The organism is Cellulomonas aerilata (assembly GCF_007991755.1).
Lineage (GTDB): Bacteria > Actinomycetota > Actinomycetes > Actinomycetales > Cellulomonadaceae > Pengzhenrongella > Pengzhenrongella aerilata.
Genome location: NZ_BJYY01000013.1, coordinates 69,459 through 95,303, shown reverse-complemented (window position 1 = coordinate 95,303; position 25,845 = coordinate 69,459). Strand labels below are relative to the sequence as shown.

At 74.3% G+C, this 25,845-nt stretch carries 20 protein-coding genes; 6 read left to right on the top strand and 14 right to left on the bottom strand.

What is annotated here, in order from left to right; all coding sequences use genetic code 11:
• Positions 1-54 precede the first annotated feature (54 nt).
• The 6 genes from CAE01nite_RS08705 to CAE01nite_RS08680 are packed head-to-tail and all read right to left on the bottom strand — an operon-like array spanning position 55 to position 7,243.
• A complete protein-coding gene (locus CAE01nite_RS08705) occupies positions 55-672 on the bottom strand; it encodes a CoA-binding protein (protein WP_246131096.1) in 618 nt (205 codons plus the stop codon).
• Complete coding sequence (locus tag CAE01nite_RS08700) at positions 669-2,072, bottom strand: O-acetylhomoserine aminocarboxypropyltransferase/cysteine synthase family protein (RefSeq protein WP_146902912.1); 1,404 nt, start codon at positions 2,070-2,072, stop codon at positions 669-671. Before CAE01nite_RS08700 ends, CAE01nite_RS08705 begins: the two co-directional genes overlap by 4 nt.
• Positions 2,069-4,333 (bottom strand): acetate--CoA ligase, encoded by a 2,265-nt coding sequence (gene acs / locus CAE01nite_RS08695; RefSeq protein ID WP_146902910.1) that lies wholly within the window; start codon positions 4,331-4,333, stop codon positions 2,069-2,071. Before acs ends, CAE01nite_RS08700 begins: the two co-directional genes overlap by 4 nt.
• Positions 4,330-5,241 (bottom strand): ABC transporter permease, encoded by a 912-nt coding sequence (locus CAE01nite_RS08690; protein ID WP_146902907.1) that lies wholly within the window; start codon positions 5,239-5,241, stop codon positions 4,330-4,332. Before CAE01nite_RS08690 ends, acs begins: the two co-directional genes overlap by 4 nt.
• 38 nt (positions 5,242-5,279) lie before the next feature.
• Entirely contained in the window at positions 5,280-6,350 is a 1,071-nt protein-coding gene (locus tag CAE01nite_RS08685) for an aliphatic sulfonate ABC transporter substrate-binding protein (protein ID WP_146902904.1), read from the bottom strand.
• A complete protein-coding gene (locus tag CAE01nite_RS08680) occupies positions 6,347-7,243 on the bottom strand; it encodes an ABC transporter ATP-binding protein (protein ID WP_146902901.1) in 897 nt (298 codons plus the stop codon). The genes CAE01nite_RS08685 and CAE01nite_RS08680 overlap by 4 nt, the downstream gene beginning before the upstream one ends.
• Positions 7,244-7,590: 347 nt before the next feature.
• On the opposite strand from CAE01nite_RS08680, the gene CAE01nite_RS08675 reads away from it, so the two are divergent.
• Positions 7,591-9,102 carry an outer membrane protein assembly factor BamB family protein gene (locus tag CAE01nite_RS08675; protein WP_146902898.1) on the top strand — a complete coding sequence of 504 codons (1,512 nt, stop codon included), beginning with the start codon at positions 7,591-7,593 and terminating at the stop codon, positions 9,100-9,102.
• Here CAE01nite_RS08675 and CAE01nite_RS08670 read toward each other — a convergent pair.
• From CAE01nite_RS08670 to cysK, 3 genes are read right to left on the bottom strand one after another with little or no spacing between them, the layout of a single operon-like run.
• On the bottom strand, positions 9,086-10,207 hold the full coding sequence (locus CAE01nite_RS08670; protein WP_146902895.1) for an LLM class F420-dependent oxidoreductase: 1,122 nt from the start codon (positions 10,205-10,207) through the stop codon (positions 9,086-9,088). The genes CAE01nite_RS08675 and CAE01nite_RS08670 overlap by 17 nt on opposite strands.
• Before the next feature lie 11 nt (positions 10,208-10,218).
• Positions 10,219-10,806 (bottom strand): serine O-acetyltransferase EpsC, encoded by a 588-nt coding sequence (gene epsC, locus CAE01nite_RS08665; protein WP_146902892.1) that lies wholly within the window; start codon positions 10,804-10,806, stop codon positions 10,219-10,221.
• Positions 10,807-10,824: 18 nt separating this feature from the next.
• Positions 10,825-11,760, bottom strand: a complete 936-nt coding sequence (gene cysK / locus CAE01nite_RS08660; RefSeq protein WP_146902889.1) for a cysteine synthase A — start codon at positions 11,758-11,760, stop codon at positions 10,825-10,827.
• 511 nt (positions 11,761-12,271) lie between these two features.
• On the opposite strand from cysK, the gene CAE01nite_RS08655 reads away from it, so the two are divergent.
• Positions 12,272-12,760 (top strand): hypothetical protein, encoded by a 489-nt coding sequence (locus tag CAE01nite_RS08655; protein ID WP_146902886.1) that lies wholly within the window; start codon positions 12,272-12,274, stop codon positions 12,758-12,760.
• A 26-nt stretch (positions 12,761-12,786) separates the two neighbouring features.
• Here CAE01nite_RS08655 and cls read toward each other — a convergent pair whose 3' ends face one another.
• A complete protein-coding gene (cls, locus tag CAE01nite_RS08650) occupies positions 12,787-14,325 on the bottom strand; it encodes a cardiolipin synthase (protein WP_246131095.1) in 1,539 nt (512 codons plus the stop codon).
• Between the two features lie 284 nt (positions 14,326-14,609).
• Between cls and CAE01nite_RS18760 the strand changes: the two genes are divergently transcribed.
• Positions 14,610-15,965 carry an alpha/beta fold hydrolase gene (locus CAE01nite_RS18760; RefSeq protein ID WP_146902884.1) on the top strand — a complete coding sequence of 452 codons (1,356 nt, stop codon included), beginning with the start codon at positions 14,610-14,612 and terminating at the stop codon, positions 15,963-15,965.
• Between the two features lie 43 nt (positions 15,966-16,008).
• On the top strand, positions 16,009-17,205 hold the full coding sequence (locus CAE01nite_RS08640) for an FAD-dependent monooxygenase (RefSeq protein WP_146902881.1): 1,197 nt from the start codon (positions 16,009-16,011) through the stop codon (positions 17,203-17,205).
• Between the two features lie 41 nt (positions 17,206-17,246).
• On the opposite strand, the gene CAE01nite_RS08635 is transcribed toward CAE01nite_RS08640, so the two are convergent.
• The 3 genes from CAE01nite_RS08635 to CAE01nite_RS08625 form a co-directional block, all read right to left on the bottom strand.
• Positions 17,247-18,458, bottom strand: coding sequence for an EAL and HDOD domain-containing protein (locus CAE01nite_RS08635; RefSeq protein ID WP_146902878.1), 1,212 nt, complete (start codon positions 18,456-18,458; stop codon positions 17,247-17,249).
• Positions 18,459-18,640: 182 nt separating this feature from the next.
• Positions 18,641-21,016: a putative bifunctional diguanylate cyclase/phosphodiesterase gene (locus tag CAE01nite_RS08630; protein WP_186816480.1), complete on the bottom strand. Its 2,376-nt coding sequence runs from the start codon at positions 21,014-21,016 to the stop codon at positions 18,641-18,643.
• Positions 21,017-21,339: 323 nt separating this feature from the next.
• The gene (locus CAE01nite_RS08625) at positions 21,340-22,803 is read right to left on the bottom strand and encodes an alanine/glycine:cation symporter family protein (protein ID WP_146902873.1); all 1,464 of its coding nucleotides are present in this window, start codon (positions 22,801-22,803) and stop codon (positions 21,340-21,342) included.
• Between the two features lie 318 nt (positions 22,804-23,121).
• Between CAE01nite_RS08625 and CAE01nite_RS18530 the strand changes: the two genes are divergently transcribed.
• Both CAE01nite_RS18530 and nhaA read left to right on the top strand, forming a co-directional pair.
• Positions 23,122-23,892 (top strand): alpha/beta fold hydrolase, encoded by a 771-nt coding sequence (locus CAE01nite_RS18530; RefSeq protein WP_281285591.1) that lies wholly within the window; start codon positions 23,122-23,124, stop codon positions 23,890-23,892.
• Positions 23,893-23,993: 101 nt separating this feature from the next.
• Complete coding sequence (nhaA, locus tag CAE01nite_RS08615; RefSeq protein WP_146902869.1) at positions 23,994-25,316, top strand: Na+/H+ antiporter NhaA; 1,323 nt, start codon at positions 23,994-23,996, stop codon at positions 25,314-25,316.
• Between the two features lie 116 nt (positions 25,317-25,432).
• On the opposite strand, the gene CAE01nite_RS08610 is transcribed toward nhaA, so the two are convergent.
• Entirely contained in the window at positions 25,433-25,783 is a 351-nt protein-coding gene (locus tag CAE01nite_RS08610) for a VOC family protein (protein ID WP_146902866.1), read from the bottom strand.
• Between the last annotated feature and the right edge of the window lie 62 nt (positions 25,784-25,845).

Here is a 25,845-nt window from a genome sequence, read left to right as displayed (position 1 = left end):
CGCGGTGAGCGGGGCGTCGAGCAGGACGGGGCGTCGAGCCGAGCAGCGCCCGCCCTACAGCGCCCGCCGCGAGCTGATCACGCCGGTGTCGAACCCGGCCAGGTGCAGCCCGCCGTGGAACCGCGCGTGCTCGATCTTCACGCACCGGTCCATCACCACGTCCAGGCCCGCGGCCTCGCCGCGTCGGGCGACGTCCTCGTGCCAGGAGCCGAGCTGCAGCCACAGCGTCCGCGCGCCCACCGCGAGGGTCTCGTCGAGCACCGTGGGCAGGTCGTCGTGCTTGCGGAAGACGTCGACCAGGTCGGGGACGACCGGCAGCGCTGCGAGCGACGGGTACACCGGGCGGCCGAGGATCTCGGTCGCCCGCGGGTTGACGAAGTACACGTCGTACGGCGAGGACGACAGCAGGTACGTCGCGACGAAGTAGCTCGCCCGCGACGCGTTGGCCGACGCCCCGACGATGGCGATCGACTTCGTGCGCCGCAGCAGCGCGAGCCGCTCCGGCGCGCTCGGACCGACCCACGTGCGCACCGGCGGCGCGGACGTCTCGCGCTGGAGCGGGGTCTGCTCGGCAGCCGGCGCGGTGCCGTCCGCGACCGCGGTGGTGCTCGGTGTGTCCGTCGAGGCCGGCGCGACCCGTGCGGCGCCGGGAAGTGCGCAGGAGTCGCTCATGCCCGCACCCCCGTCAGCTCCTCCGTCGTGCCACCCGGCACGTCGTCGCCGATGGCGACCTGCCCGGCCGCTGCACCGTCCGCGCCCTCGGCGTCCTCGGGCGTCGTGGCGACCGTGAGCGCCTGGTCGAGGTCCCAGAGGATGTCCTCGAGGTCCTCCAGGCCCACGCTGACCCGCACGAGGTCGGCCGGCACGCCGGCGATCTCCAGCTGCTCGGCCGACAGCTGCTGGTGCGTGGTCGACGCCGGGTGGATCACCAGCGTCCGGGCGTCGCCGACGTTCGCCAGGTGGCTGGCGAGCTGCAGCGACTCGATGAACCGGCGGCCCACCTCCCGCCCCTCGCGGCCTCCGGCGTCCTTGAGCCCGAACGCGAACACCGCGCCCGGTCCCGCGGGCAGGTAGTGCGTCGCCCGCTCGTGGTGCGGGTGGCTCGGGAGGCCGGCGTAGTTGACGTAGGCGACCCGCTCGTCCGCCTCGAGCCACTCCGCGACGGCCTGCGCGTTGGCCAGCTGGGCGTCCAGGCGCTGGGGGAGCGTCTCGACGCCCTGCAGCAGCTGGAACGCGGAGTGGGGCGACAGCGACGGGCCGATGTCGCGCAGCTGCTCGCTGCGCAGCTTGGTGAGGAACCCGTACTCGCCGAAGTTCTCCCACCAGCTCACCCCGCCGTAGGACGGCACGGCCTCGGTCATCTGCGGGAACTTGCCGTTGCCCCAGTCGAACCGGCCGCTCTCGACGACGACGCCACCCAGCGTGGTGCCGTGCCCGCCGAGGAACTTGGTCACCGAGTGGATGACGATGTCCGCGCCGTGCTCGATCGGCCGGACCAGGTACGGCGTCGCGAGCGTCGCGTCGATGACGAGCGGGACCCCGGCGGCGTGCGCGACCTCCGCCAGGCCCGCGAGGTCCGCGATGTCGCCGGACGGGTTCGAGATGACCTCCGCGTACACGACCTTGGTCTCCGGCCGGATGGCCGCGGCGTAGTCGGCCGGGTCCGTCCCCTTGACGAAGGTGGTCTCCACGCCGAACCGCCGCAGGGTCACGTCCAGCTGGGTCACCGTGCCGCCGTACAGCGAGGCGGCGGCGACGACGTGGTCCCCGGCGCCGACCAGCGCGGCGAACGTGATGAACTCCGCCGCCATGCCCGACGACGTCGCGACCGCGCCGATGCCACCCTCGAGCGAGGCGATCCGCTCCTCGAGCGCGGCCACGGTGGGGTTGCCGATGCGGGAGTAGATGTTCCCGTACTTCTGCAGCGCGAACAGGTTCGCGGCGTCGTTGGTGTCGTTGAAGACGAACGACGTCGTCTGGTAGATCGGGACGGCCCGGGCGCCGGTGGTGGCGTCGGGGACGCCTCCGGCGTGCAGGGCCCGGGTGCGGAAGCCCCAGCGGCGGTCGGTCATGCGGTGCGTGTCCCTTCGGATGGTGCGCCCGGCGCCGTCGCGACGTCGGGAGGCTCGGTGGTCGGGCCGTGCAGGACGGCGCCGACCTGCGCCACGGCCCACGGGTTCTGCAGTGACGTGGTGTCCCCCAGGGGGTTGCGTGCCACCAGGTCAGCAAGGAGGCGGCGCAGGATCTTCCCCGACCGCGTCTTGGGCACCTCGGGGACGACGACGACGTCGCGCGGCTTGGCGATCGGGCCGATCTCGTGCGCGACGTGGTCGCGCAGGGTGGCCCGCAGCCGCGCCGCCTCGGCGCGCCAGGCGGCCAGGTGCTCGCCGGTCCAGTCCGCGACGTCGTCGGGCGCGTCGGCCGGCGGGACGGTGGGGACGACGAACGCGGCGACCGCCTGCCCCGTGACGGCGTCGGCGACGCCGGTCACCCCGGCCTCCCCGACGGCCGGGTGCGCCACGAGGGCCGACTCGATCTCGATCGTGGACAGCCGGTGGCCCGACACGTTGATGACCTCGTCGACCCGGCCGAGCACCCACACGTGCCCGTCCTCGTCGTAGCGGGCGCCGTCACCGGCGAAGAAGTACCCCCGGTCGGCGAACTTGGACCAGTACGCGTCGCGGTAGCGCTCCGGGTCGCCCCAGATCGTCCGGGCCATCGACGGCCACGGCCGGTCGATGACGAGCAGCCCGTGCTCGCCGGGGGCGACGTCGTGGCCGGCGTCGTCCACCACGCGCACGGAGCTCCCGGGGGAGGCGTGCGTGGCCGACCCCGGCTTGAGCGTCGTGACGCCCGGCAGCGGCGCCAGGACCGCGGACCCCGTCTCGGACTGCCACCAGGTGTCGACCACCGGGGCCTGCCCGCGGCCCAGGTGCCGGTGGAACCACGCCCACGCCTCGGGGTTGATCGACTCGCCGACCGTCCCCAGGAGGCGGACGGACGACAGGTCGTGCTCGGCCGGGGGCCCGTCCGGGAACCAGGTCATGAAGGTCCGGATGAGCGTCGGCGCCGTGTAGTACGTCGTCACGCCGTACCGCTCGATGATCTCCCAGTGCCGGGCCGGGGTGGGGACGCCCGGGGTGCCCTCGTAGATGACCTGGGTCAGCCCGTTCGCGAGCGGGCCGTAGATCTCGTAGGTGTGCGCGGTGACCCAGGCGAGGTCGGCGGTGCACCAGTGGACGTCGTCGGGCTTCGCGTCGAAGTGCGCCCAGTGCGTGTACGAGGCGCCGGTCAGGTAGCCGCCGGACGTGTGCACGAGGCCCTTGGGCCTCCCGGTCGTCCCGGACGTGTAGATGATGAACAACGGCGTCTCGGAGTCGAACGCCTCCGGCTCGTGGACGTCGTCCGCGGCGTCCATCGCGTCGTGCCACCACACGTCGCGTCCGTCGGTCCAGGGGACGTCCGGGGTGGCGTCGCCCGTGCGGCGCACCACGAGGACGTGCTCGACGGCGGAGCCCCGACCCTCGGCGTCGGCGCCCGGCAGGCCCGCGACGGCGGCGTCGGCGGCGGGCTTGGTGACCACCGCCTGCCCGCGACGGAACTGGCCGTCGCTCGTGACCAGCAGCTTCGCGCCGGTGTCCGCCAGGCGGAAGCGCACGGCCTCGGCGGAGAACCCGCCGAACACCAGGGAGTGGATGGCGCCGATCCGGGCGATCGCGAGCGTGACGACGACCGTCTCGACGAGCACCGGCAGGTACACGACCACGCGGTCGCCCTTCCCGACACCGAGCGCGAGCAGGGCGTTGGCGGCGCGGGAGACCTCGCGCTGCAGGTCGGCGTAGGTGACGGCGCGCCGGTCGCCCGGCTCGCCCTCGAAGAACAGCGCGACCTTGTCGCCGCGCCCCTCCGCGACGTGCCGGTCGACGCAGTTGACCGCTACGTTGAGCGTGCCGCCGAGGAACCACTGCGCCACCGGGACGCTGAGCTCGCCGTCGGCGCCCCCGGACCCGTCGGCCGGCTCGCCCCGGGTCGCCGGGGACCAGGTGTGCACGGTGTGCCAGCGCTCGGCCCACACCAGCCGGTCGGCGGCGCGCTCCCAGAACGCGACCGGGTCGGCCTCGGCGTCCGCGTAGGCGTCCGCGGTGACGTTCGCCGCCGCGGCGATCGCGGCCGGCGCCGGGTAGCGGCGGTGGCGCGCGAGGTCCGCGCCGTCCGCCCCGGCCACGGCCGGGTCGGTGCGGGCGCCCGGCGCCCCCGTCCCGTCGACCCCGGCCCCCCGGCCCGGGGTCGCGACCCCGGCCCGCGCCGCCGGCGTCGTCGTGGACGTCGTCATGCCCACCTCGTCAGCAGTCGCTTCTCGCCGAGCCCGATGAGGGAGTCGGTGACCTTGCCGATCACCGCGAGCAGCACGATCGCCAGCAGCATGCGGTCGATGCGCCCGTTGTTCTGCGAGTCGGTCAGCACGAACCCCAGGCCCATCGACGACGCGATGAGCTCCGCCGCCACCAGGAACAGCCACGCCTGGGCCATCGCCAGCCGCAGCCCCGACACGACGGTGGGGAGCACCGCGGGCAGCTGCACGGTCGTGAACAGGGACGGCCCGCGCAGGCCGTACGCCCGGCCGACCTCCACCAGGTTGTGGTCGACGTGGCGCAGGGCTCCGGCCACGGTGGTGTAGACGGGGAAGAAGGACCCGATCGCGATCAGGGTCACCTTGGAGTCCTCACCGATCTGCATCCACAGGATGAGCAGCGGGACCCAGGCGAGGGACGGCACGGCGCGGATGGCGCCGAGCGTCGGCGCGAAGAGGATGTCCGCGACCCGGGAGAGGCCCACGACCGCGCCGGTCACGAGACCGAGCAGGGCCCCCACCGCGAAGCCGGCCAGGACGCGCTGCACCGAGATCGCGACGTGCTGGTACAGCTCCCCCCGCTCGGCCATGTCGACCGCCGCCGCGAGGACGGCGGTCGGACCGGCCAGGCGGAACGGCGGGACGATGCCGGTCGCGGTGACCCAGTGCCACGCCGCGACGAGCACGACGGGCAGGAGCGCCCCGCCGAGCACGCGGACGGCCCGTCGGTCGGCCCAGCCGGTCCGGCCGGCGCCCCCGGTGCCGGCGTCCGCGCCGGCGGGCTCGTCGCCGTGCGGGGCGCCGGCGTCGAGCTGGTTCAGCGCGCGCAGCGGCTGGCCGTCACGGTCGACGACCGGACCGGTGCCGGTGCTGCCGAGGATCGTCTCCATCGTGGGGTCCTTCGGGAGGAGGGGACGGGCGCGGGCGATCAGGAGCCGGCGACGTTCGACGGGTCCGCCTTCGTGGCGAACTCGTCGTCCAGCAGCGTGTCCAGCGCCGAGTCGATCGCGTCCTGGCTGGCCACGTCGCCGGACTCGACGAAGATCGGGCCGACGACCTCCAGGACGTCGCGCTGGGCGTCGCCGGGCACCGGGTCGATGTCGAACTTGGTGCGCTCGACGATGACCTTCTCGGCGACCGCGGGGTCGATGGCCGCGACCTCGGCGAGGATGCGCACGACCTCGTCCGGGTTCTCCTGGGCCCACGCCCGGGCCTTCTCGTAGGCGTCGACGACGATCTGGGCGAGGTCCGGGTTCTCCTCGAGGAAGGTCTCGGTCGCGTTGAGGAACCCGTAGGTGTTGAAGTCGATGTTGCGGTAGATGAGCTTGGAGCCGGCGGTCGCCTCGCTCGCGGCCATCAGCGGGTCCAGCCCGGACCACGCCTGGACGCTGCCGTTCTCCAGGGCGGTCTTGCCGTCCGCGTGCTGCAGGTTCTGGACCTCGACGGCGTCCAGCGGCACGCCGGCCTCGTCCAGCGACTGCAGGAGGAAGAAGTACGGGTCGGTGCCCTTGGTCGCGGCCACGGACGTCCCGGCGAGCTGGGACACCTCGGTGATCGGCGAGTCCGCGGGCACGACGATCGCGGACCACTCGGGCTGGGAGTAGATGTCGATCGTGCGGATGGGGGAGCCGTTGGACCGGGCCAGCAGCGCCGCGGACCCGGCGGTGGAGCCGACGTCGACGGCGCCGGCACGCAGCGCCTCGTTCGCCTTGTTGGAGCCGGCCGACTGCACCCAGGTGACCGTGACCTCCTCGCCGAGGGTCTCCTCCAGCCAGCCCTGGTCCTTGATGACCAGGCTCAGCGGGTTGTAGGTCGCGAAGTCCAGGGTCAGCTGGTCGTCGCTCCACCCGCCGGTCTGGGCAGCGGCGCCGGCTGCCGGGTTGTCGGCGGGCTGCGCGGCGTCGGGCCCCTCGGACCCCTCCCCGGAGACGCACCCCGTGAGCACGAGGGCGGCGGCGAGCGTGGTCGCGGTCAGGGCGAGCGGGCGTCGTGCGTTCATGACGGGTTCTCCGAGTCAGGGATGGAGCGGGTGGCGAGGGGGACGGCGCCGTCGACCGTGCGGTCGTCGGCCGACGGGCTGGGGATGTGGTGCGTGTGGACGCCGAGGCCCTCGAGCAGGTCGGCGCGGAGCTCGGCGAGCGCGGCGGACGCGCGGTCGCGGGGACGGGCTCCCGGGACGGTGACCACGCGGCGTACCGAGCGGGCGGCGCCGTGCTGCGGCGCACCGAGCAGGACGACCCGGTCCGCCAGGTACAGCGCCTCCTCCACGTCGTGCGTGACGAGGAGGACCGTCGTGGGCTCGGCGGCGTGGACCTCCAGGAGCAGGTCCTGCATCTTCAGGCGGGTCAGCGCGTCGAGGGCGCCGAACGGCTCGTCGAGCAGCAGCACGCCGGGGTTGCGGGCCAGCGCGCGGGCCAGCGAGGTGCGCTGCGCCATGCCGCCGGAGACCTGCCGTGGCCGCAGCCCTGCGGACTGCTCGAGACCGACGAGGTCGAGCAGCTCGTCGACCCGTGCCGCCCCCGCCGCCCTCGGGGTGCCGTGGGGCAGCCCCAGCGCGACGTTCTGCCGCAGCGTGCGCCACGGCAGTAGCCGGGGCTCCTGGAAGGCGACGGCGCACCGGTGGTCGACGCCGCCCGCGGCTGTCCCGTCGACGAGGATCGCGCCACGGTCGGGGGTGTCCAGGCGGCTGACCTGCCGCAGCAGCGTGGACTTCCCGCAGCCCGACGGCCCGATGAGGGCGACGATCTCGCCGGCGCGCAGGTCGAGGTCGACGTCGGCGAGCACGGTCCGGGGGCCGGTCGGGGTCGCGAACGTGCGGCCCACTCCCTGCAGGGAGACCGGGAGTGCGGAGCGGGGCCCGGTGGCGGGCTGGGAGAGGCTGGTGATCGACATGGCCGTTCCTGGCTGAGCGGGCGGCTGGCGGGGTCAGGCTCGGGGTCTGCCCACCGAGGCGGCAAGGCCTCGGGAGCAGGGCCCGGGTGCGGCCGGCGAGCGGCGCGGGGGCGTCAGGCTGCGGGGTGCTGCGCGCGGCAGCCGGCGACGGGTCGACACCCGGCCGCGGAGAGGGGCATGAGGGGCGCCCGGGTCGCGTGCGTGCGAGCCATCATGGCGCTGCCTCCTCTCGATCTCATCATCTGAGATTGATCCGCCCACTTACTGGGAACAGCGCCGACAGTAGCCCCCCGGCACGGTCCAGGCAAAGCCGCGTCCCGCGCTCTGGACGTCCCTACGCTGGGACGATGCGGCGCGGCTGGCTCGGGGGGCGCCCCGGGGAGCGCGCCGCGGCGCGCGCCGGGGGGCGCGCCGGACAGCACGGCGACGGACCGGTCGAGGTGGTGCTCCTCGAGGAGGACGCGGCGGCGGACCACGTGACCCCCCGGCCCGTCGCGTCCGGGTCGTCCGCGCGCGGCCGCCGCTCGCGGGCCCGGTCGGCGCTGCGGCGGTGGGGCGGGGTCGTCGTCGTGCTCGCCCTCGCGCCGACGCTCTCCGACGCGGTCGCCGACCGGCGGGAGCGCGCGGACCTCGCGCGCTACGCCGACGTGCCCGGGGTGGTCGCCTCCCTCCGCGACCCCGTGGTCGAGCGGTGGCGGATGCCGGTGCTCGACCCGGTGTGGGCCGCGGCCGGCGTCCTGGTGTCCTCCGGGACCGACGGACGGGACGTCGTCGCGCGGGACGCCGCCACGGGCGAGGTCCGCTGGTCCCAGCCGCTGCCGGACGGTGTGGTCCCGCCGGTCCGGTGCCCGCTGGAGACCGGCGACCCCGGCGACCCGCCCGCGCTGGTCTGCTTCGCGGCGGCGGTGGTCCCGAGCGAGTCGAGGACCGTGCCGGCTGTCGTGGCGAGCCGCGTCGCCGCGGTCGACGCGGCGGACGGGACGCTGCGGCACGTCCTGACCGTGCGGGCGCTGCGCGGCAGCGTCGCCGTCGACGGCGACGTCGTCCTGGTCGAGCTAGCCGAGGCAGGCCTGGTGGTCACCCGGCACGACCTGGTGCGCGGGGAGCAGGTGTGGCGCTCCGAGCTCCCCGACGTGGTGCCCGGTCCGGACGGCGTGGGGCTCCACGCCGCGGGTGGGCTCGTCGTCGTGGAGGCCAGGACGACGACCGTGCTGGCCGCCGACGACGGGCACGAGGTCGGCCGGTGGGTCCCCGGGACCGACCCGGCGGGGCTGTGGACCGCGCGCGTGGTGGTCCGCCCGGGCGAAGGGTACGGGGTCTGGACGTCCCCCGCGTCGGGACGCTGGTACGGGCCGGACGGGTCCGGCGGGCCGGAGCTCGCCGGGCTGCCGGCCGACCCGGCGGTGCACGACGCCAGCACCCCCGGCGTCGTGCTGCTGCGGTCGCCGGACGACGGCTCCCTGCGCGCGGTCGAGGCGTCGACGGGAAGGCGCCGCTGGGAGCGTCCCGCCCCGGCGCGGGTGCTCGTGCGCCTCGCCGGGCGGGTCGTGGTGACCGGTGGTGGCCGGATGGAGGGCCTCGACACCGCGACCGGGCGGACCCTGTGGACCGTCCCGCTGCCGGACGACCGCCCGGACGCCGGAGAGGTGCTGACGGACGGCCTGCGCGTGGCGATCCAGGGCCCGGTCGACGGGCGCCCGGGCCTCACCGCCTACAGCCTGTCGACCGGGGACCGGCTCTGGCAGGTGCCCGTCCCGGGCGGCGCCTCGACGGTTGCCGTGCTCGGGGGACGACTGACCGCCGTGAGCCCGGTCCGGACGTCCGGCGACGGCCGGCCCGAGCTCATCGTCCTGGGCTGAGCGGGCCCTCTCCCGCGGCCGGCCCCGCACGGGTGGCGTCGTCCGCACCCGCACCGCCACCGGGCACGTCCGTGCCGGCGCCGAGCACCTCCGCCACGGCCGCCAGCGACCGCGGGTCGGTCTGCACGAGCAGCGTGGTGACCGCCGTCGCCCGCCAGGCCGGCAGCTGCGCGCGGATGGCGTCCGGCGGGCCGACGAGCGCGACGTCCCGGACCAGCTCGAGCGGCACGGCCGCGGCCGCCTCCGCCCGGCGACCGGCGAGGTAGTGCGCCTGGATCTCGTCGCACGCCTCGGCGTACCCGAGCCGGTCCAGCACGTCGCGGTGGAAGTTGGCGCCGGGCGCACCCATGCCGCCGGCGTACAGGGCGATGAAGGGCCGCACGACGTCGGCCGCCCGCTCGACGTCCTCACCCAGCACCACCGGAACCGTCGCGGTGACCTCGAACGTCTCCACCGGAGGCGTCCCCGGCGCGCGGCGGGCGAACCCGTCCGCCAGGAGCTCGCGGTACGTGGCGTCCATGCGCGGGGAGTAGAACAGCGGCAGCCAGCCGTCGGCGATCTCCGCGGCGAGCGCGATGTTGCGCGGACCCTGCGCCGCCAGGTGGATCGGCAGGTCGGCACGCAGCGGGTGCACGGTCGAGCGCAGCGGCTTGCCCAGCCCCGCCCCGCCCGGGAACGGCAGGGGGTAGAAGTCGCCGTCGTGCACGACCGGGCCCTCGCGGCGCAGCACGGCACGGACCACCTGCACGTACTCGCGGGTGCGCGCCAGCGGGCGCGGGTAGGGCTGGCCGTACCAGCCCTCGACGACCTGCGGGCCGGACGCCCCCAGCCCGAGCGTGAAGCGCCCGCCGGAGAGGTGGTCGAGCGTCAGCGCGGCCATGGCCGCCGCCGTCGGGGTGCGGGCCGCGATCTGCGCGATCGCCGTGCCGAGCCGGATCCGGGACGTCCGCGAGCCCCACCACGCCAGCGGGGTCAGCGCGTCGGACCCGTACGCCTCCGCCGTCCAGATCGAGTCGAAGCCCAGTCGCTCGGCCGCGACGACCGCGTCGGCCGCCCCCGGTGGGGGACCGGCCGACCAGTAGCCCGTGTGGTAGCCCAGACGCATCGTCGGCACCCTCAGATGTACATCGCGGGGTCGTCGACGTCGACGGCGTCGGGCAGCACCCGCGGCTTGACCCGCACGCGCGCGGGCACGCCGACGGCCACCGCGCCCGGCGGGACGTCCGCGATGACCACGGCGTTGGCGCCGATCTGCGCCCCGTCGCCCACCCAGACCGGGCCGAGGACCTTGGCGCCCGCGCCGACGACGACGCGGTCGCCCAGCGTGGGGTGCCGCTTGCCACGACGCATCGCCTTGCCCCCGAGCGTCGCGCCGTGGAACAGCAGGACGTCGTCGCCCACCTCGGCCGTCTCCCCGATGACGACCCCCATCCCGTGGTCGATGAACAGGCGCCGCCCGATCCGCGCGCCCGGGTGGATCTCGATCCCGGTGGCCGCCCGCACCGCCTGCGACAGCAGACGGGCGGGCAGCCGCAGGTGCGGCTCGCGCCACATGCGGTGGGCGAGCCGGTAGCCCCACACCGCATGCACCCCCGGGTAGGCGAGGGCGACCTCGACGAGGGTCAGCGCGGCAGGGTCACGTCGGATCGCCGCGTCGAGGTCCTCCCGGAGCACGTCGAGGAATCGGCGCAGACGTGACCACATGGACGAGATTCCGTGCCTTCAGTCGAGGAGATCGGCGTAGAGGATGGAGCTCAGGTAGCGCTCGCCGTAGGACGGGATGATCACGACGATCAGCTTCCCCGCGTTCTCCGGCCGGTTCGCGACCTGGACCGCGGCGTGGATGGCCGCGCCGGAGGAGATGCCGACCAGCAGGCCCTCGCGCCGGGCGGCGTCCCGCGCCACCGCGACGGAGGTCTCGGCGTCGACGTCGATGATCTCGTCGTACACCTCGCGGTCGAGGATCTCGGGGACGAAGTTCGCGCCGATGCCCTGGATCTTGTGCGGGCCCGGGGCGCCGCCGTTGAGGATCGGCGACTCGGCCGGCTCGACGCCGATGATCTGCACGCCCGGCTTGCGGCTCTTGAGCACCTGGCCGACGCCGGTGATGGTGCCGCCGGTCCCGATCCCCGCGACCAGGACGTCGACGGCGCCGTCGGTGTCCGCCCAGATCTCCTCGGCCGTGGTGCGCCGGTGGATCTCGGGGTTGGCCGCGTTGGCGAACTGGCGGGCGAGGATGGCGCCCGGTCGCTCCTTGGCGATCTCCTCGGCCTTCTCGACGGCGCCGCGCATCCCGCCGGACCCGGGGGTGAGGACCAGCTCGGCGCCGTAGGCGCGCAGCAGCGCTCGGCGCTCCTTGGACATCGTCTCGGGCATCGCCAGGACGACGTCGTACCCGCGGGCCGCGCCGACCATGGCGAGCGCGATGCCGGTGTTGCCGCTGGTGGCCTCGACGATCGTGCCGCCGGGCGGGAGCTCGCCGGACGCCTCCGCGGCGTCCACGATCGCGACGCCGATCCGGTCCTTGACCGAGCTGGCGGGGTTGTAGAACTCGAGCTTGCCGACGACGGTCGCGCCGGCGCCCTCCGTCAGGCGGTTGAGACGGACCAGGGGGGTGTTGCCGACGAGCTGGGTCACGTCGTCGTGGATGCGGGCCATGTGTCCTCGTTCGGGGTGCGGCGGCCGCGGGCGGCCGGGAGACGGAGAGTGGAACGGGTCGGGGGTGCGGGGTGTTCCCGCGGCGGTGCCACCTCGCGGCGGCGTCACCAGGGAGGACGCCGGACCGGGGTGCAGGCGGGGCGCCCCGGGGCGCCGGTGCGGGAGCGGGACGAGCGCTGGCGACGTCGACCGGGCCGACGCGTCTGGGGCCAGCGCTCTACCGACAGCGCGGGCCGCAGGACGCGACGGGGGTACCGGACGTGCAGGTCGGGCGCGGGGAGATCACGGCGTCGTCCTTCCACGGGTACGCGGGCGTCGGGTCGCCGCGACCGTATCGGCTGCGCGCGTCGGTGGCCAACACGCCCCAGCGCACATTGTCCGGCCGCCTGCGGCAGGCTGGGGGCACGAGCCCCGCCGCCGACGGCGTGCCGACGGCTGCCGGCGACAGCCGACGCCGGACGCCGTCGTGCACGGTCGGCGTGGGCTCGCGACCGACGACGAAAGGCAGACGATGAAGCGCTCCCTCCGTGCCCTGGCCGCCGTGGCCACCGGGACCCTGCTCCTGGCCGGCTGTGCGACCGGCGACACCGGCCACCTGGACCCGGAGATCAGCCCCGACCTGGGGGAGGTGCGCTCCAGCCCCGTCGCGACCCCGGAGTCCGACGACGACGAGGGCTCCGACGCCGTGGAGACCCCCGCGCCGGGGGCGTCCGGCGCGCCGGCCAACGACGTCGAGGCCGAGTTCGCCGCCGCCGCGGGGAGCGAGAGCTGGTACGCCGAGGTCGAGAGCATCGACCCCGAGGGCGAGCGGGTCCTGGTCACCACGCGCCTGGAGGCCGGGGACGAGGACGCCGTCGCCGTCTGCGAGGCGGCCTTCGAGGCCGCCTCGGCGACCGGCGTGAACTCGCCGACGGTCGAGGTCCGCGCCTCGGACGGGTCGACGCTCTCCCTGCGCGACACCGCCGCCGGCGACGAGGCGTGCTCGCGCGCCGAGGGCTGACAGCCGTCCGGCGTCCCGCGGGCGGCTCACTGGACCGCCGAGGTCAGCCGCGCCAGGCCGTCCACCACGCCGTGCGCGAACGACTGGCGCGACCACTCCTCGAGGGTGAGCTCGCGGGACGCCGCGCGGTACTCGTCCTCGACGGCGCGCATCTGGTCGGCCAGGTCCCGCCCGCACGTCATGAGCGTGACCTCCAGGTCCAGGTCGAAGGACCGGATGTCCATGTTGGAGGAGCCGACCACGGTGACCAGCTCGTCGACGGACAGGTGCTTGGCGTGCAGGATCGACGGTCCGGGGTACAGGTAGATCCGCACCCCGGCCTCGAGCAGCGCCCGGTAGTACGAGTGCTGCGCGTGGAACACCACGAGGTGGTCGCCGACCTCGCCGACGAACAGCTCCACCTGCACGCCCCGGCGGGCCGCGGTGGTGATCGCGATGAGCAGCGACTCGTCCGGCACGAAGTACGGGCTGGTGATGCTCAGCCGGCGCTCGGCGTTGTAGATCAGCGAGTTGAACAGCACGAGGTTGTTCTCGGTCTCGAAGCCCGGGCCGCTCGGCAGGACCTGGCACAGCAGCGTGCGCGACCGGTCCCCGGCGCCGGCCGGCGGGGCGGGGGAGTCCTCCTGCGAGGTGGGCAGCAGCTCGTCGGTCTCGCTGAACCAGTCCGTGACGAACAGGGCGTCGATCTCGTGCACCACCGGCCCCTCGACCCGCGCGAGGAGGTCGCGCCACACGAGCCCGCGACGGCGGTTGGCGCGCTTGCCGTAGCCCGGGTCGATGACGTTGAGCGACCCGACGAACGCCACGTCGCCGTCGATGACGACGAGCTTGCGGTGGTTGCGCAGGTCGGGGCGCTGGTACCGGCCGCGCAGCGGCTGCACCGGCAGCATGAGGTGCCACTGCACGCCGATGCGGTCCAGCTCGGCGACCGTCGCGCGGTAGCCGGGGTAGGGCCGGGTGCCGAGGTGGTCCAGCAGGACCTTGACGTCGACGCCGCGCAGGACGGCGTCCTCCAGCGCCGCGAAGAACGGCGCCGTCGTGGCGTCGAGAGCGAGGATGTAGAACTCCACGTGCACGTACCGCCGTGCGCCGCGGACCGCTTGCTCGAGCGCCGCGAGCTGCTCGTCGATGTGCGACATGAGCTGGGCGCTGTTGCCGTCCAGCAGCGGCATGGCGCCCAGTCGCTGGTTGAGGCGGGCGATCGAGGCCAGCCACGGGGGCGCCTCGGGCGGCGCGTCCCCGGAGCCCGTCCCGGTCAGGGTCCGGGGTGAGGTCAGCAGCCGTCGCGGGTCGCCGCCGGAGGCCGCCAGCACGCGTCTGCTGATCCGGGCGTCCATGCTGCGCTGCTTCGCTCGCCGGGCCCGCGGGAGCTTGGGGCTGCCGATGACGGCGAACAGCAGCACGCCGGCGAGCGGGAGCACCAGGACGAGCAGGATCCAGGCCAGCGCCGACGAGGGGCGCCGGTCGCGAGGCACGACGACCAGCGCGGCGAGGAAGAGCAGGACCTGCAGGGCCGCCAGGACCCCACCGAGCGCCAGCCCCTGGGTCGTCCACGAGAAGCTCACGTCACCGGCTCCCTCGGGTCGCCGCGCGCACGCCGGACGGCGAGGCGCAGCCTCGCGCCGCCGGTCCGGAAGGGTCGCCCACGAGCCGGATCGTACGTGGCCCCTCCCACGCCGCCGGGGCGCCGTACCTCGGACGGGGGCGTGCGGGCGCACCGTCGTACCGCGGGTGCCGCCGGACGGATGACCGGCACGGGCCGGCGTCGTCCACGGGGATGACGGGGCCGACGGCGACGTCGTCCCCGTGGACGTCCCGGCGCCGGCACCGCCGGACCTACGGTCCAGACATGGCCGATCATCGCGCTGACCCGCAGCTCCTCGCCGCTCGCGAGGACGACGCCCAGGCGCCTGCCTCGCTCCCCGCCGGCAGGCTCCAGGGGCACGTCGGCGCCGTCGTGGCCGGCTCGCTCACCGCGGGCGCGGTCGCTGCGGTGCTCCTCGTCGCCGCCCCGTTCGTCCCGGCCACGGAGGCCGGGGTCACCGGCGCCGTGCTGTGCGGATGGGCGCTGGGCTGGGCGGTGCTCGCCGTGCTGTCGAGGGCGACCGACCAGCCGCAGCCCTGGGCCGTGGCGCCGGCGCTGCTCATGGGCGTGAGCGGCGTCCTCCTGACGGCGTTCGGCTCCCCGGTGCTCGACGTCCTGGCCTGGGTGTGGCCGCCCGTCGCGCTCGCGACGGTGGTCTGGACGGTCACCCGCACCCGTCGCCTGCTCCGGAGCCGGAGCCGGCGCTGGGTGCTCTACCCCGTGCTCGGCGCGCTGGCGCTCGCCTCGGTCGGCGGCGGGTACCAGACCGTGCGGGAGGCGGCCGAGGTCGTCGCGGACCCCATGCCCGGCCGGCTGGTCGACGTCGGCGGGTACCGCCTGCACCTGAGCTGCACCGGCTCCGGCGGCCCCACGGTCGTGCTCGAACCGGGTGCCGGTGGGACGTCCAGCGCACTGGGGCTCGTCGCCCCGGCCGTCGCCCGGGACACCCGGGTCTGCGTCTACGACCGTGCCGGCCGCGGGTGGAGCGAGCCTGCCGGCACCAACCAGGACGCCACGCAGATCGCGACCGACCTGCACACGCTGCTGCACCGCGGGCGGGTCCCCGGGCCGTACGTGCTGGCCGGGCACTCCTTCGGCGGCCTCTACGCGCTCACCTTCGCCGCCGCCTATCCCGACGAGGTCGCCGGGATGGTGCTGGTGGACTCCACCGCACCCGCGTCGGCGACGGCGTCGCCCGCGGCGCCGGACGGCCCGGACGGCCCGGACGGCCCGGACGGCCCGGGGGACCGTGCCGTCGCCCTGCTCTCCTCGACAGCCCGCCTCGGCCTGGGCCGCCTGCTCGGCGTGCCGACCTCCACCCACCTGCGCAGCGCGATCGACGAGTACGCCCTGGGCAGCACCCACCGGCAGCAGGCGGCCGCCCTGCGGGACCTCGCCGACAGGCCGCTGGTCGTCCTGACGGCCGGGCTCGGGCATGGTGCGGACTGGACGGCGGCGCAGAGGGCGCTGGCCACGCTGTCCACCGACAGCGTCCACCGCGTGGTGGACGGCGTCGGTCACGCGGGGATCATCGGCGACCCCGCGGGCGCGGACGCCACCGCCGGGGCGGTCCTCGACGTCGTCACCGCGGCCCGCACCGCCCAGCCGCTGGCCCGGTGATCAGGGACGGCCTCCCGGCCCCGGCCGGAGAGAGGAGCACGACATGACGGACGGGCACGGCGGACGGCACGCGGTCGTCGTCGGTGCCGGCCTCGGCGGCCTCGCCGCCGCGGTGGCCCTCCGGCGGGTGGGATGGGCGGTGACCGTGCTCGAGCGGGCCGACTCGTTCGGCGAGGTCGGAGCCGGGATCACCCTGATGTCGAACGGCCTTCGCTGCCTCGACGCCATCGGGCTGGGCGAGGTGGTACGGCACGGTGGCCGTCCGCAGGGCCCGGGTGGGATCCGCACGCCGTCCGGACGCTGGCTCTCGCACCTCGATGGCGCCGTGGTCGAGTCGCAGCTGGGGACCGCGGCCGTAGGACTGCACCGCGCCCACCTGCACCACGTCCTGCGCTCCGCGCTGCCGGACGAGGCGGTGGTCACCGGTGCGACGCCTGAGGAGGTCGTCGACGACGGGGCCGGTGCGAGCGTGCGCTACCGCCGGTCCGGCCGGTCGCGCACGCTCCCGGCCGACCTCGTGGTGGGCGCCGACGGCGTCGACAGCTGGGTGCGCGCGCAGCGATGGCCCGGCGCCCGCAGGCCGGTGTACGACGGGTCGACCGCCTGGCGCGCCGTCACCGAAGCTCCTCCCGGCGACGAGCCGGAGTTCAGCCAGACGTGGGGCCCCGCGCAGGAGTTCGGGTACCTGCCGCTGTCCGACGGGCGTCTCTACTGGTACGCGGCTGCCACCGCGCCGGAAGGGCAGCGCGAGGCGGACGAGCTGGCCGAGGTCCGACGCCGGTTCGCGTCCTGGCACGACCCCGTCCCCGCCCTGCTCGCCGGCACCCCGCCCGCGGCGGTCCTCCGCCACGACATCTACCGGCTCCCGCCGCTGGACACCTACGTCCGCGGCCGGGTCGCGCTGCTCGGGGACGCCGCGCACGCCATGACGCCCCACCTCGGCCAGGGCGGCAACCAGGCGCTGGAGGACGCCGTCGTCCTCGCCGCTGCCGTGAGCACCGAGCCCGACGTCGACGCGGCCCTGGCCGGCTACGACAGGCAGCGCCGACCACGCACCCAGGCCGTGTCCCGCGCCGCCATGTGGACGGGCCGGTTCGGCCAGGGGCTGGGCAGTCCCGGCGCGGTGGCGCTGCGCAACGCGGCGGTCGCGGTGGTACCGGCTCGCCTCGCGCTGCGCTCGATGACCCGCTTCGCCACGTGGAAGCCGCCGGACCTCCCCGCGAGCGATCCCGCGACCTGACGCGCCGAGGAACCGGGCCGGGGCGGTCGCACCGCCGTCGGTCAGGAGCTCGTCAGCTCGGCCCACCTCTCGTCGGCGCGCCGGACAGCGGCGGAGTAGACCGCACTGACGCAGGTCAGGGTCGGACCCGCCAGGCGGTCGTCCTCGTAGGCGAGTGTGGTCGCGAGGACGCGGCCCAGGACGCCCTCTCGATCGACGAGCGCCTGACGGAGCTCGTCGCCGAGCCCGAGGGGCCCGACGACGTCGACCAGCGGCATGTCGGTGAAGGCGTCCACGGTCGACAGCAGGCCGGCGGTGAACGCCAGCTCGCGGTCCGCGGGACCGTGTGCGCCCTCCCACCCGACGTCGACCAGACCTGCGGCCATCTCGGCGCGGACGAGCGCCTGGCGGAACAGCTCGGTCGGCTTGTCATCGGCCCGGGCCAGAGCGATCAGGGTGACGAGCTGCCGCATGCGGGTCAGCCCGATGAGCACGACCGCCTGCCGGACGGAGTCCACGCGATGACGGAGCCCGGCGAAGCTGTTGTTCACGGACAGCATCACCTTGGTCGCCAGTGCGACGTCCGTGGCCACGAGTCGACTGAGCTCCTCGAGGCTGACGTCAGGGCTGTTCACCTTGGCCAGGAGAGCCAGGAGCGCCGGCGAGCTCGGTGAGGACGATCTCGTCGCCAGCATCTGCGGCTTGGTGAAGAAGTAGCCCTGGAAGAGGTCGGCCCCCGCCGAGCGGGCCAGCGCATGCTCCTCCTGCGTCTCGATCTTCTCGACGAGCGCCAGGGCTCCGTGCGCGTGGACGGCCGCGACCTGTCCCTCCAGCTCGTGCGGCGCGATCGCCGGCAGCTCCAGCTTGACCACCTGGGCGCGTGCGAGCAGCTCGTCCCGGCCGGTCCCGACGACGAAGTCGTCCAGCGCGACGGTGTACCCCTGAGCCGCGACCTCCTCCAGCAGGGTCAGGAGCTCGGGATCGGGCGCGACGGACTCCAGGACCTCGAGCACGACGCGGTCCGACGCGAACATCAGGTGCGCCTCGCGCCGGAGCACCTCCGCCGTGACGTTGACCCAGGCGGGGACCACGCCCACCGTGGCATGCAGCCCGAGCTCGACGATGGACCGGTAGATGACGTCCATCGTCGCCTCGACGTCGTCGAGGATGCGGGCGCGGTTGTGCCCGTCGCCCGACCGGTACAACAGCTCATAGCCGACCACGACGCCACCACGATCGAAGATCGGGTGACGCGCGAGGTAGTGAGCCTCCATCGATTCCTCCAGCAATGACTCACCGTGCAGATGCGTACGCAGGTCTGGTCAGCACATCGGCTGCTGACGCCTGTTGTTGCAGGTTGGCCGGCTTCGCGCTGCGGGCGCGGTCCAGCACCGACGTCGCCGCCCCGGGGTGAGCACCCCACGAGCGTCGAGCGTCGGGCAGGGCAGCGACCGCCCTAGACCGCTCGCGCGGTCGGCGCGGACGACCGGGTGCGCGGTGTCGGGACGCCGTCCGTCACCGGAGCCGCCTCCCGCGCCCGGCGGGCGTCGACGCCTCGACCCTCGAGCCAGTCCAGGACGGCGCCCGCGCCCATCGGGTACGCGAGGTGGTACCCCTGCACGACGTCGCACCGCAGCGTGGAGAGCGCGTCGAAGGTCTCCGCGTCCTCGACGCCCTCGGCCACGATCGACATCCCGAGGTTGTGCGCCAGCTCGATCGAGGACCGGACGAGGATCTCGTCGTCGGGGCTGGCGAGCATGTCCATGACGAACGAGCGGTCGATCTTGAGCTCGTCCACCGGCATCTTCTTGAGGTAGGTCATCGACGAGTACCCGGTGCCGAAGTCGTCGATCGACAGTCGCACGCCGAGCGCGCTGAGCTCGCGGAGGACGGCGAGCGACCGGACCGGGTCGACCATGACCGTGCTCTCGGTGAGCTCGAGGCGCAGGAGGTGCGCCGGGAGCCCCCGCTCGGCCAGCATGTCCCGGATCTGCTCCGGGAGACCGGGCTCGAGCAGGCACCGGGGCGAGAGGTTGACGGCGACCTGCAGCTCGTGCCCCGCCTCGCGCCACCGCACCGCGTCCCCGATGGCGAGCGAGAGGGTCCGCAGCGTCAGGGGCATGATGAGGCCGGTCGTCTCGGCTGCGGGGACGAAGTCGGCCGGGGGCAGCAGCCCGCGGACCGGGTGCTGCCAGCGCACCAGCGCCTCCACCGCTGTCACCCGCCCGTCGACCAGCTCGAGCTTCGGCTGGTAGTGCAGCACGAGCTCGTCGCCCTGGATCGCCCGACGAAGCTCTCCGAGCATCGCGAGACGGTGGGGGGTGTTCAGGTCCGAGCTCGGGTCGTACACCACCACCTCGCCCGGCCGGGCCTTCGCCTCGTACATCGCGACGTCGGCGGCTCGCATGAGCCCGTGGACGTCCTGGGCGTGGAGAGGCGCCACGGCCAGACCCACGCTCGCATCCACGTGCAGGTGGAGCCCGTCGATGGTGAAGTCGTCCTCGAGGGCGTCGTCGCACCGACGCCCGAGCGCGCGGGCGGCGTCGAGGTCGGCGACGTCGGGCAGCAGGACGGCGAACTCGTCGCCCCCCAGGCGCGCCACGGTGTCGCCGTCACGGAAGACGTCAGCCAGCCGTTCGGCCACCGCGCGCAGGAGCTGGTCACCGTGGTGGTGCCCGAGGGTGTCGTTGACCTCCTTGAAGCGGTCGAGATCGATGAGCAGCACGGCGCTGAGCGTCCCGTCCACCTGGCCGTCGGCCAGCGCGGACCCGAGTCGGTGCATCAGCTCACGGCGGTTGGGCAGCCCGGTCAGCTCGTCCGTCCGTGCCTCCCGGTGCGCGTCCGCCAGGCGCCGGGCCTCCCGGACCGTGAGCAGCAGCCGCATGCTCGCCAGCAGCACCGAGAGCAGCCCGAGGACGCCCACGACGAGGGGGAGTGCGCGCTGCTCGGTCGCACCGGAGAAGAGCACGGCCGTACCCGCGAGGCTGAAGACGGCGGGCACCGCGGGCGTCGGTCGTCGGGCTCCGGTCGCCTGCGCCTCGGGGACGGGCGTCGCCGCGCCCATCGCCAGGCACGCGCAGACGACGGTCCACGAGGCGTCGAGCAGTCCGCCGTCGGTGTAGGTGCCGGCGGCGAGCTGGAGCATGTAGACCGAGTCGCCCACCATGAGGGTGATCGCCGCTGCGCCGATCCAGCGCCACGTCCGGTCGGGTCGCCACCCGTTCAGGTGGAACACCAGCGTCACGACGGTGAGCAGGGCGAGGTCGGCCACCGGGTAGGCGAGGTTGGTCAGCACCAGCAGGGCACCGCCACCGTCCCCGACCTCGAGCAACGGCTGCAGGAAGAGCGCGCCGGCGAGCGCCGCGGCGCCGGCGCCTGCGGTCAGGCCGTCCAGCCAGAGGACGGGCGCCGCGCCACGCGACCGTGTCCGCACGAGCAGCAGCACCCCCACGGCGAGGAAGGGGTACCAGCCGAGCCAGCCGGCGTCCGCCAGCGAGGGGTACGGCACCAGGTCCGCCGGAAGGTCGACCAGACGCAGGTAGTAGTACGCGTTCCCCAGCAGGTACACCACGATGCTCGCCACGACCCAGGTCCACGTCGCCCGTTCGGCCGGTGTGGCGACCGCGCGCACCGCGCACAGTCCCGCCGACAGGAGCATCACGAGCGTGGTCAGCCCGAAGTCCAGCCACGGGAGATAGCTGCTTCCTTCCGGGCGGACGCCCGGCAGCACGGACACCACGTAGGCGGACGTGGCCGCCACCAGGACCGAGCGCAGGGCCAGCACCCCCGCCGGGGACGGCGGGCGCACCGCTCGTCCTCGCTCGTCGCTCATGGCACTCCTCTCCGCGGTGACCGCGCAGCTGCGGCGGTCGGAGAACAGCATCGGTAGCGACGTCGTCGAGTTGAGCGTCGCCGGCCGCGGTCGAGGGCGGCGGGGCGCTCCGGAGGGCGGCCGGCTCCACGCCCTGCGGCACACGGGTGACCTTGGCCGCCCTGTCGCGCGTCGCTCCACGCGCAGGAGAGCCCAGGTCCCGGACCATGCCGGTACCCCGGGCTCCTGTGGTGGAGCGTTCCGTGCCGAGGACGGCGCGGCGGCGTCGCCCTCGGGCCCGCAGCGCCGGCGCCAGATCGCGTCGAGGTCGATCGGCGTCGTCCTCAGGGAACGACGGCGGTGGGGACCGACTTCCCGGTCGGCTCGGTGGTCCACACGGAGTCGGGGAGGTCCCGGGGCAGGTCCGCGTTGCCCACCGTGCGGAAGACAGGGTCCAGTCCGGCCCTGGTCTGGCGCTCGAAGTCCCGCAGCGCGCCCAGCGCCCACCGTGCGAGGAGCACGAGGGCCACGAGGTTGACCAGCGCCATGAAGCCCATCGCCACGTCGGCCAGCGCCCAGACGGCCTCGAGCTCCAGCACGCTGCCCGCGCCCACGATCAGCACGACGAGCACCCGGAACGCGACGACGGCGGCCGGGCGGGCGCGCATGTACGCGAGGTTGACCTCGGCGTAGGAGTAGTTGCCGAGCACCGAGGAGAAGGCGAACACGAAGACCAGGACGGTCATCATCCAGGTCGTCCCGGATCCGAGCTCGTGAGCCACGGCCGCCTGGGTGAGGGACGCCCCTTCGGTCGTCTCACCGGGCACGTACACGTCCGACCCGGCGAACAGGATGATGAAAGCCGTCGCCGAGCACACGATGATCGTGTCGACGAACACGCCCAGCGACTGGATGAGTCCCTGCTTGACCGGGTGGCTGGTCGTCGCGGTCGCCGCGGCGTTGGGGGCGCTGCCCATACCCGCCTCGTTCGAGAACAGGCCTCGCTTCGCGCCGTTCAGCAGGGCGGCCGCGAGCCCGCCGGTCAGGCCGGCAGCCGCCTGCCCGACGCCGAAGGCCGAGGTGAAGATCGTCGCGAGCACGTCACCGACCTGGGTGATGTTGAGCGCGATGATGACCAGCGCGAGGAGGACGTACGCCAGGGCCATGGCCGGCAGCATGAACTCCGCCACGCGGGCGATACGGCGGACGCCGCCGAAGACCACCGGGGCGGTGAGCGCCATCAGCAGCAGGGCGGACCACCCGGCGCTCACGCCGTGCCCGCTGTTCAGGACGTCCGCGATGGTGTTCGCCTGCACCATGTTGAACGCAATCCCGAACGTGAAGATCAGCAGCACCGCGAACAGGATCCCGCCGCGTCGCGACCCCAGCCCACGCTCGATGTAGAACGCCGGACCGCCGCGGAAGGAGCCGTCCGAGGCGGGGAGCTTGAAGATCTGCGCGAGCGTCGCCTCGATGAGCGCGGTCGCCATGCCGACCAGCGCGACCACCCACATCCAGAAGATCGCCCCTGGACCGCCGAGCGTCAGGGCGATCGCGACACCGGCGATGTTGCCGGTCCCGACGCGGGACGCGAGCCCCACGCAGAAGGCCTGGAACGACGAGATGCCGCCCTCGGACCCGGTGCGGGACGAGGCGACCTGGCTGATCATCCGGCCGAACATCCGCACCTGGACGAACCGGGTGCGGACGCCGAAGTACAGACCGACCCCGAGCAGGACGTAGACGAGGACGTAGGTCCACAGGAAGTCCGAGACCGGCGCGATCAGGTTCTGCTGGATGAAGTCCACGATGCCGCCTCCGAGATCGTTCGAGGGGCCGTGTGCGTCGCTGCACCGGATTGCGGGCCATCGTGCACCCTCCAGCCCACCACCGCGCGGTGGGTCGGCTGCGCGTACTGCGGGCGCGATCGCGCAGCGGCGACGGGGCCCGTGACCGGAAGGCCGGGGTCCGGGCCCCCAGGTGCCTGGGGCTCTGGTTTGCTCGTCGACGTGGACGACCCGGCACGTGTGGTGCAGGTGCGTGGCTCAGCTGTGGAGTACCGGCTGAGCGGCACGGAGAGCGAAGCCGGCCGCCCAGGAGACGTCCGGGCAGCCGGCGTCGTGGTGATGCTGCACGGCGGTCACCTGAGTGCACAGGTTCCTCTCGGGGAGGCCCGGCTGCGTGCGACGGGTCACACGCTGCTCGTCCCGTCTCGCCCGGGATACGGACGCACCGCCATCCACGCCGGTCCAGGCCCGCAGGGTTTCGCGGACACGGTCGCCGCGCTGTGCGGACGCCTGGGGATCGAGCGGGTCCGGGCGGTCATGGGAGTCTCTGCCGGTGGTCCGGCCGCGGTCGCGTTGACCGAACGTCACCCCGACCTGGTGGGGTCCCTGCTGCTGGTCTCGGCCCGATCGGTGCTGCCCTTCCCCACCGGTGCGACCCGCGTCGCCGCGCAGCTCGCCTTCGGCCCGCACGTCGAGGCCCGCGTCTGGGCAACGGTGCGGATGCTGCTCCGTCGTTCGCCGGAGCTGGGCCTCCGGGCGATGCTCGCGAGCCTGTCCACGTTGCCGACGCGACAGGTGCTCGCGGACCTGAGCCCGGACGAGCGGCGCCGGCTCGTGCGCCTCTTCTCCGTGATGCGCTCAGGACACGGTTTCGCCATCGACGTCCGCCACGGCCTGGACACGGATCTCGGCCGTGCCGTCGGGCGGCCCACCCTGATCGTGGCATCCCGTCACGACGGCCAGGTCGGATGGCAGCATGCCGAGGACTGGCACCAGCGCATCGGCGGGTCGCGTCTGTGGCAGAGCCCGAGCCTGAGCCATCTGGTCTGGTACGGCTCCGGTGCCGTGGCGACCGACCGGCAGATCGTCGACTTCATCGCCGCTCGCTGACAGGTGCGTGGAGTGGCCATCGCTCGTGGGGGCCGTACCCTGGCGGTGGTGCGCCGGGAAGCCTGGTCGGCAACGACGTCGCTGACCCTGAAAGGTTGCTCATGCCCTCCACCTCCGCGCCCCAGCTCCTCCTCACCCGCGGGTCGTGGACGGAGGTCCAGCGGATCACCGCGATCCTGCGCAAGGAGACGGTGGGGGGCGCCCTGCTCCTCGCCGCGACCGTGCTGGCGCTCGTCTGGGCCAACTCCCCGTGGGCCGAGTCCTACCGTGCGCTGCGCGAGCTGCGGGTCGGTCCGGCCGTGCTGCACCTCGATCTCACCCTGGGCACCTGGGCGGCGGACGGGCTGCTGGCGATCTTCTTCTTCGTCGTGGGTCTCGAGCTCAAGCGGGAGTTCGTCGCGGGCGACCTGCGCAGCCCCGGCCGGGCGGCCCTGCCCATCATGGCTGCCGTCGGCGGGATGGCCGCGCCGGCACTGGTGTACGCAGCGGTCAACGCGTCGGGCGGAGCGGGCGCCCTGCGTGGATGGGCGATCCCGACCGCGACCGACATCGCCTTCGCCCTGGCCGTGCTGGCGGTCGTCGGCACGCACCTGCCCAGTGCGCTCCGGACGTTCCTGCTGACCCTCGCCGTGGTCGACGACCTCCTGGCCGTCACGATCATCGCCGTCTTCTACACCGACGAGCTCCACCTGGCGCCGCTCGCCGGGGCACTGGCGGTCCTGGCGGTGTTCGCGGTCGCGGTGCAGAGGCGGGTGCGCTCCTGGTGGGTGCTTCTCCCGCTCGCCGTTGTGTGCTGGGCACTCATGCACGCCTCCGGGATCCACGCCACGGTGGCGGGCGTGCTGCTCGGCTTCGTGGTGCCGGTCGTCCGGAGCGACGCCGCCGGCGGGCCCGAAGCCGGACCAGGGCTGGCCGAGCACTTCGAGCACCGTTTCCGGCCGCTGTCCGCAGGGGTGGCGGTGCCGGTGTTCGCGTTCTTCGCCGCGGGCGTCACCGTCGGCGGGTTGAGCGGCTTGACGGCGTCGTTGCGCGACCCCGTGGCACTGGGCATCGTCGCCGGACTGGTGGTCGGCAAGGTCGTGGGGATCTTCGGCACGACGGCGCTCGTGGCCCGGTTCACCAGGGCCAGCCTGGACGCGAGCCTGCGCTGGGCCGATGTCCTGGGAGTGGCCCTCCTCGGTGGTGTCGGCTTCACCGTCTCGCTGCTGATCGGCGAGCTCGCCTTCGGCGCCGACGCCAGCCGGGAGGAGCACGTCAAGGTGGGCGTGCTGACCGGGTCCGTCCTGGCCGCCGTGCTCGCCGCGCTCGTGCTGCGCTCACGTGACCGCGCCTACCGCCAGATCGAGGCCGAGGAGTCCGTGGACACCGACGAGGACGGTGTCCCCGACGTGTTCGAGCTGGACGGCCCTCACCGCGCCGGGTGACCATCGGGTCGCTTCCCGGGGTGCGATGGCCGGAGGGACTGCGCCGCCCCTGGGCGGCACGCACGTGAGGTCCGGCCCGCGCTTGGCCGGGCGTCCGGGCGGGGCTCGTCCAGCGGTCACGACCCCGGCGTGACCACGCACCACTCGTTGCCCTCGGGGTCGTGCAGGACCTGGAACGAACCCGCGTCCCCCCTGTGCACCGCGCCGACGCGTCGTGCGCCCAGGGCCTCGGCCTGCGCGGTGGCGTCGTCGATGTCGTCGACGCGGACGTCCAGGTGCAGGCGGTTCTTGACCGTCTTGGGCTCCGGCACCCGCTGGAAGGACAGCTGCGTCCATCCCGGCGGCAGGATGTACCACCACGCGTCGTCGCGCTCGACAGGTTCTCCGCCGAGCACCCGCGCCCAGAAGGCCGCGAGCATGGCCGGTTCTGCGCAGTCGATCACGACCTCGTCGATGCTCCCGATCACCTGACGACCGTAGCGGGACGCCCATGCCTCGACCGCGCACGGCCGCGCACGGCCGCGCCTGG

What these genes read in the sequence shown, in the direction of transcription:
- CAE01nite_RS08705 (WP_246131096.1), bottom strand. Translation starts at nt 672, where the DNA reads ATGAGCGACTCCTGCGCACTTCCCGGCGCCGCACGGGTCGCGCCGGCC.
- CAE01nite_RS08700 (WP_146902912.1), bottom strand. Translation starts at nt 2,072, where the DNA reads ATGACCGACCGCCGCTGGGGCTTCCGCACCCGGGCCCTGCACGCCGGA.
- acs (WP_146902910.1), bottom strand. Translation starts at nt 4,333, where the DNA reads ATGACGACGTCCACGACGACGCCGGCGGCGCGGGCCGGGGTCGCGACC.
- CAE01nite_RS08690 (WP_146902907.1), bottom strand. Translation starts at nt 5,241, where the DNA reads ATGGAGACGATCCTCGGCAGCACCGGCACCGGTCCGGTCGTCGACCGT.
- CAE01nite_RS08685 (WP_146902904.1), bottom strand. Translation starts at nt 6,350, where the DNA reads ATGAACGCACGACGCCCGCTCGCCCTGACCGCGACCACGCTCGCCGCC.
- CAE01nite_RS08680 (WP_146902901.1), bottom strand. Translation starts at nt 7,243, where the DNA reads ATGTCGATCACCAGCCTCTCCCAGCCCGCCACCGGGCCCCGCTCCGCA.
- CAE01nite_RS08675 (WP_146902898.1), top strand. Translation starts at nt 7,591, where the DNA reads ATGCGGCGCGGCTGGCTCGGGGGGCGCCCCGGGGAGCGCGCCGCGGCG.
- CAE01nite_RS08670 (WP_146902895.1), bottom strand. Translation starts at nt 10,207, where the DNA reads ATGCGTCTGGGCTACCACACGGGCTACTGGTCGGCCGGTCCCCCACCG.
- epsC (WP_146902892.1), bottom strand. Translation starts at nt 10,806, where the DNA reads ATGTGGTCACGTCTGCGCCGATTCCTCGACGTGCTCCGGGAGGACCTC.
- cysK (WP_146902889.1), bottom strand. Translation starts at nt 11,760, where the DNA reads ATGGCCCGCATCCACGACGACGTGACCCAGCTCGTCGGCAACACCCCC.
- CAE01nite_RS08655 (WP_146902886.1), top strand. Translation starts at nt 12,272, where the DNA reads ATGAAGCGCTCCCTCCGTGCCCTGGCCGCCGTGGCCACCGGGACCCTG.
- CAE01nite_RS18760 (WP_146902884.1), top strand. Translation starts at nt 14,610, where the DNA reads ATGGCCGATCATCGCGCTGACCCGCAGCTCCTCGCCGCTCGCGAGGAC.
- CAE01nite_RS08640 (WP_146902881.1), top strand. Translation starts at nt 16,009, where the DNA reads ATGACGGACGGGCACGGCGGACGGCACGCGGTCGTCGTCGGTGCCGGC.
- CAE01nite_RS08635 (WP_146902878.1), bottom strand. Translation starts at nt 18,458, where the DNA reads ATGGAGGCTCACTACCTCGCGCGTCACCCGATCTTCGATCGTGGTGGC.
- CAE01nite_RS08630 (WP_186816480.1), bottom strand. Translation starts at nt 21,016, where the DNA reads ATGAGCGACGAGCGAGGACGAGCGGTGCGCCCGCCGTCCCCGGCGGGG.
- CAE01nite_RS18530 (WP_281285591.1), top strand. Translation starts at nt 23,122, where the DNA reads ATGCTGCACGGCGGTCACCTGAGTGCACAGGTTCCTCTCGGGGAGGCC.
- nhaA (WP_146902869.1), top strand. Translation starts at nt 23,994, where the DNA reads ATGCCCTCCACCTCCGCGCCCCAGCTCCTCCTCACCCGCGGGTCGTGG.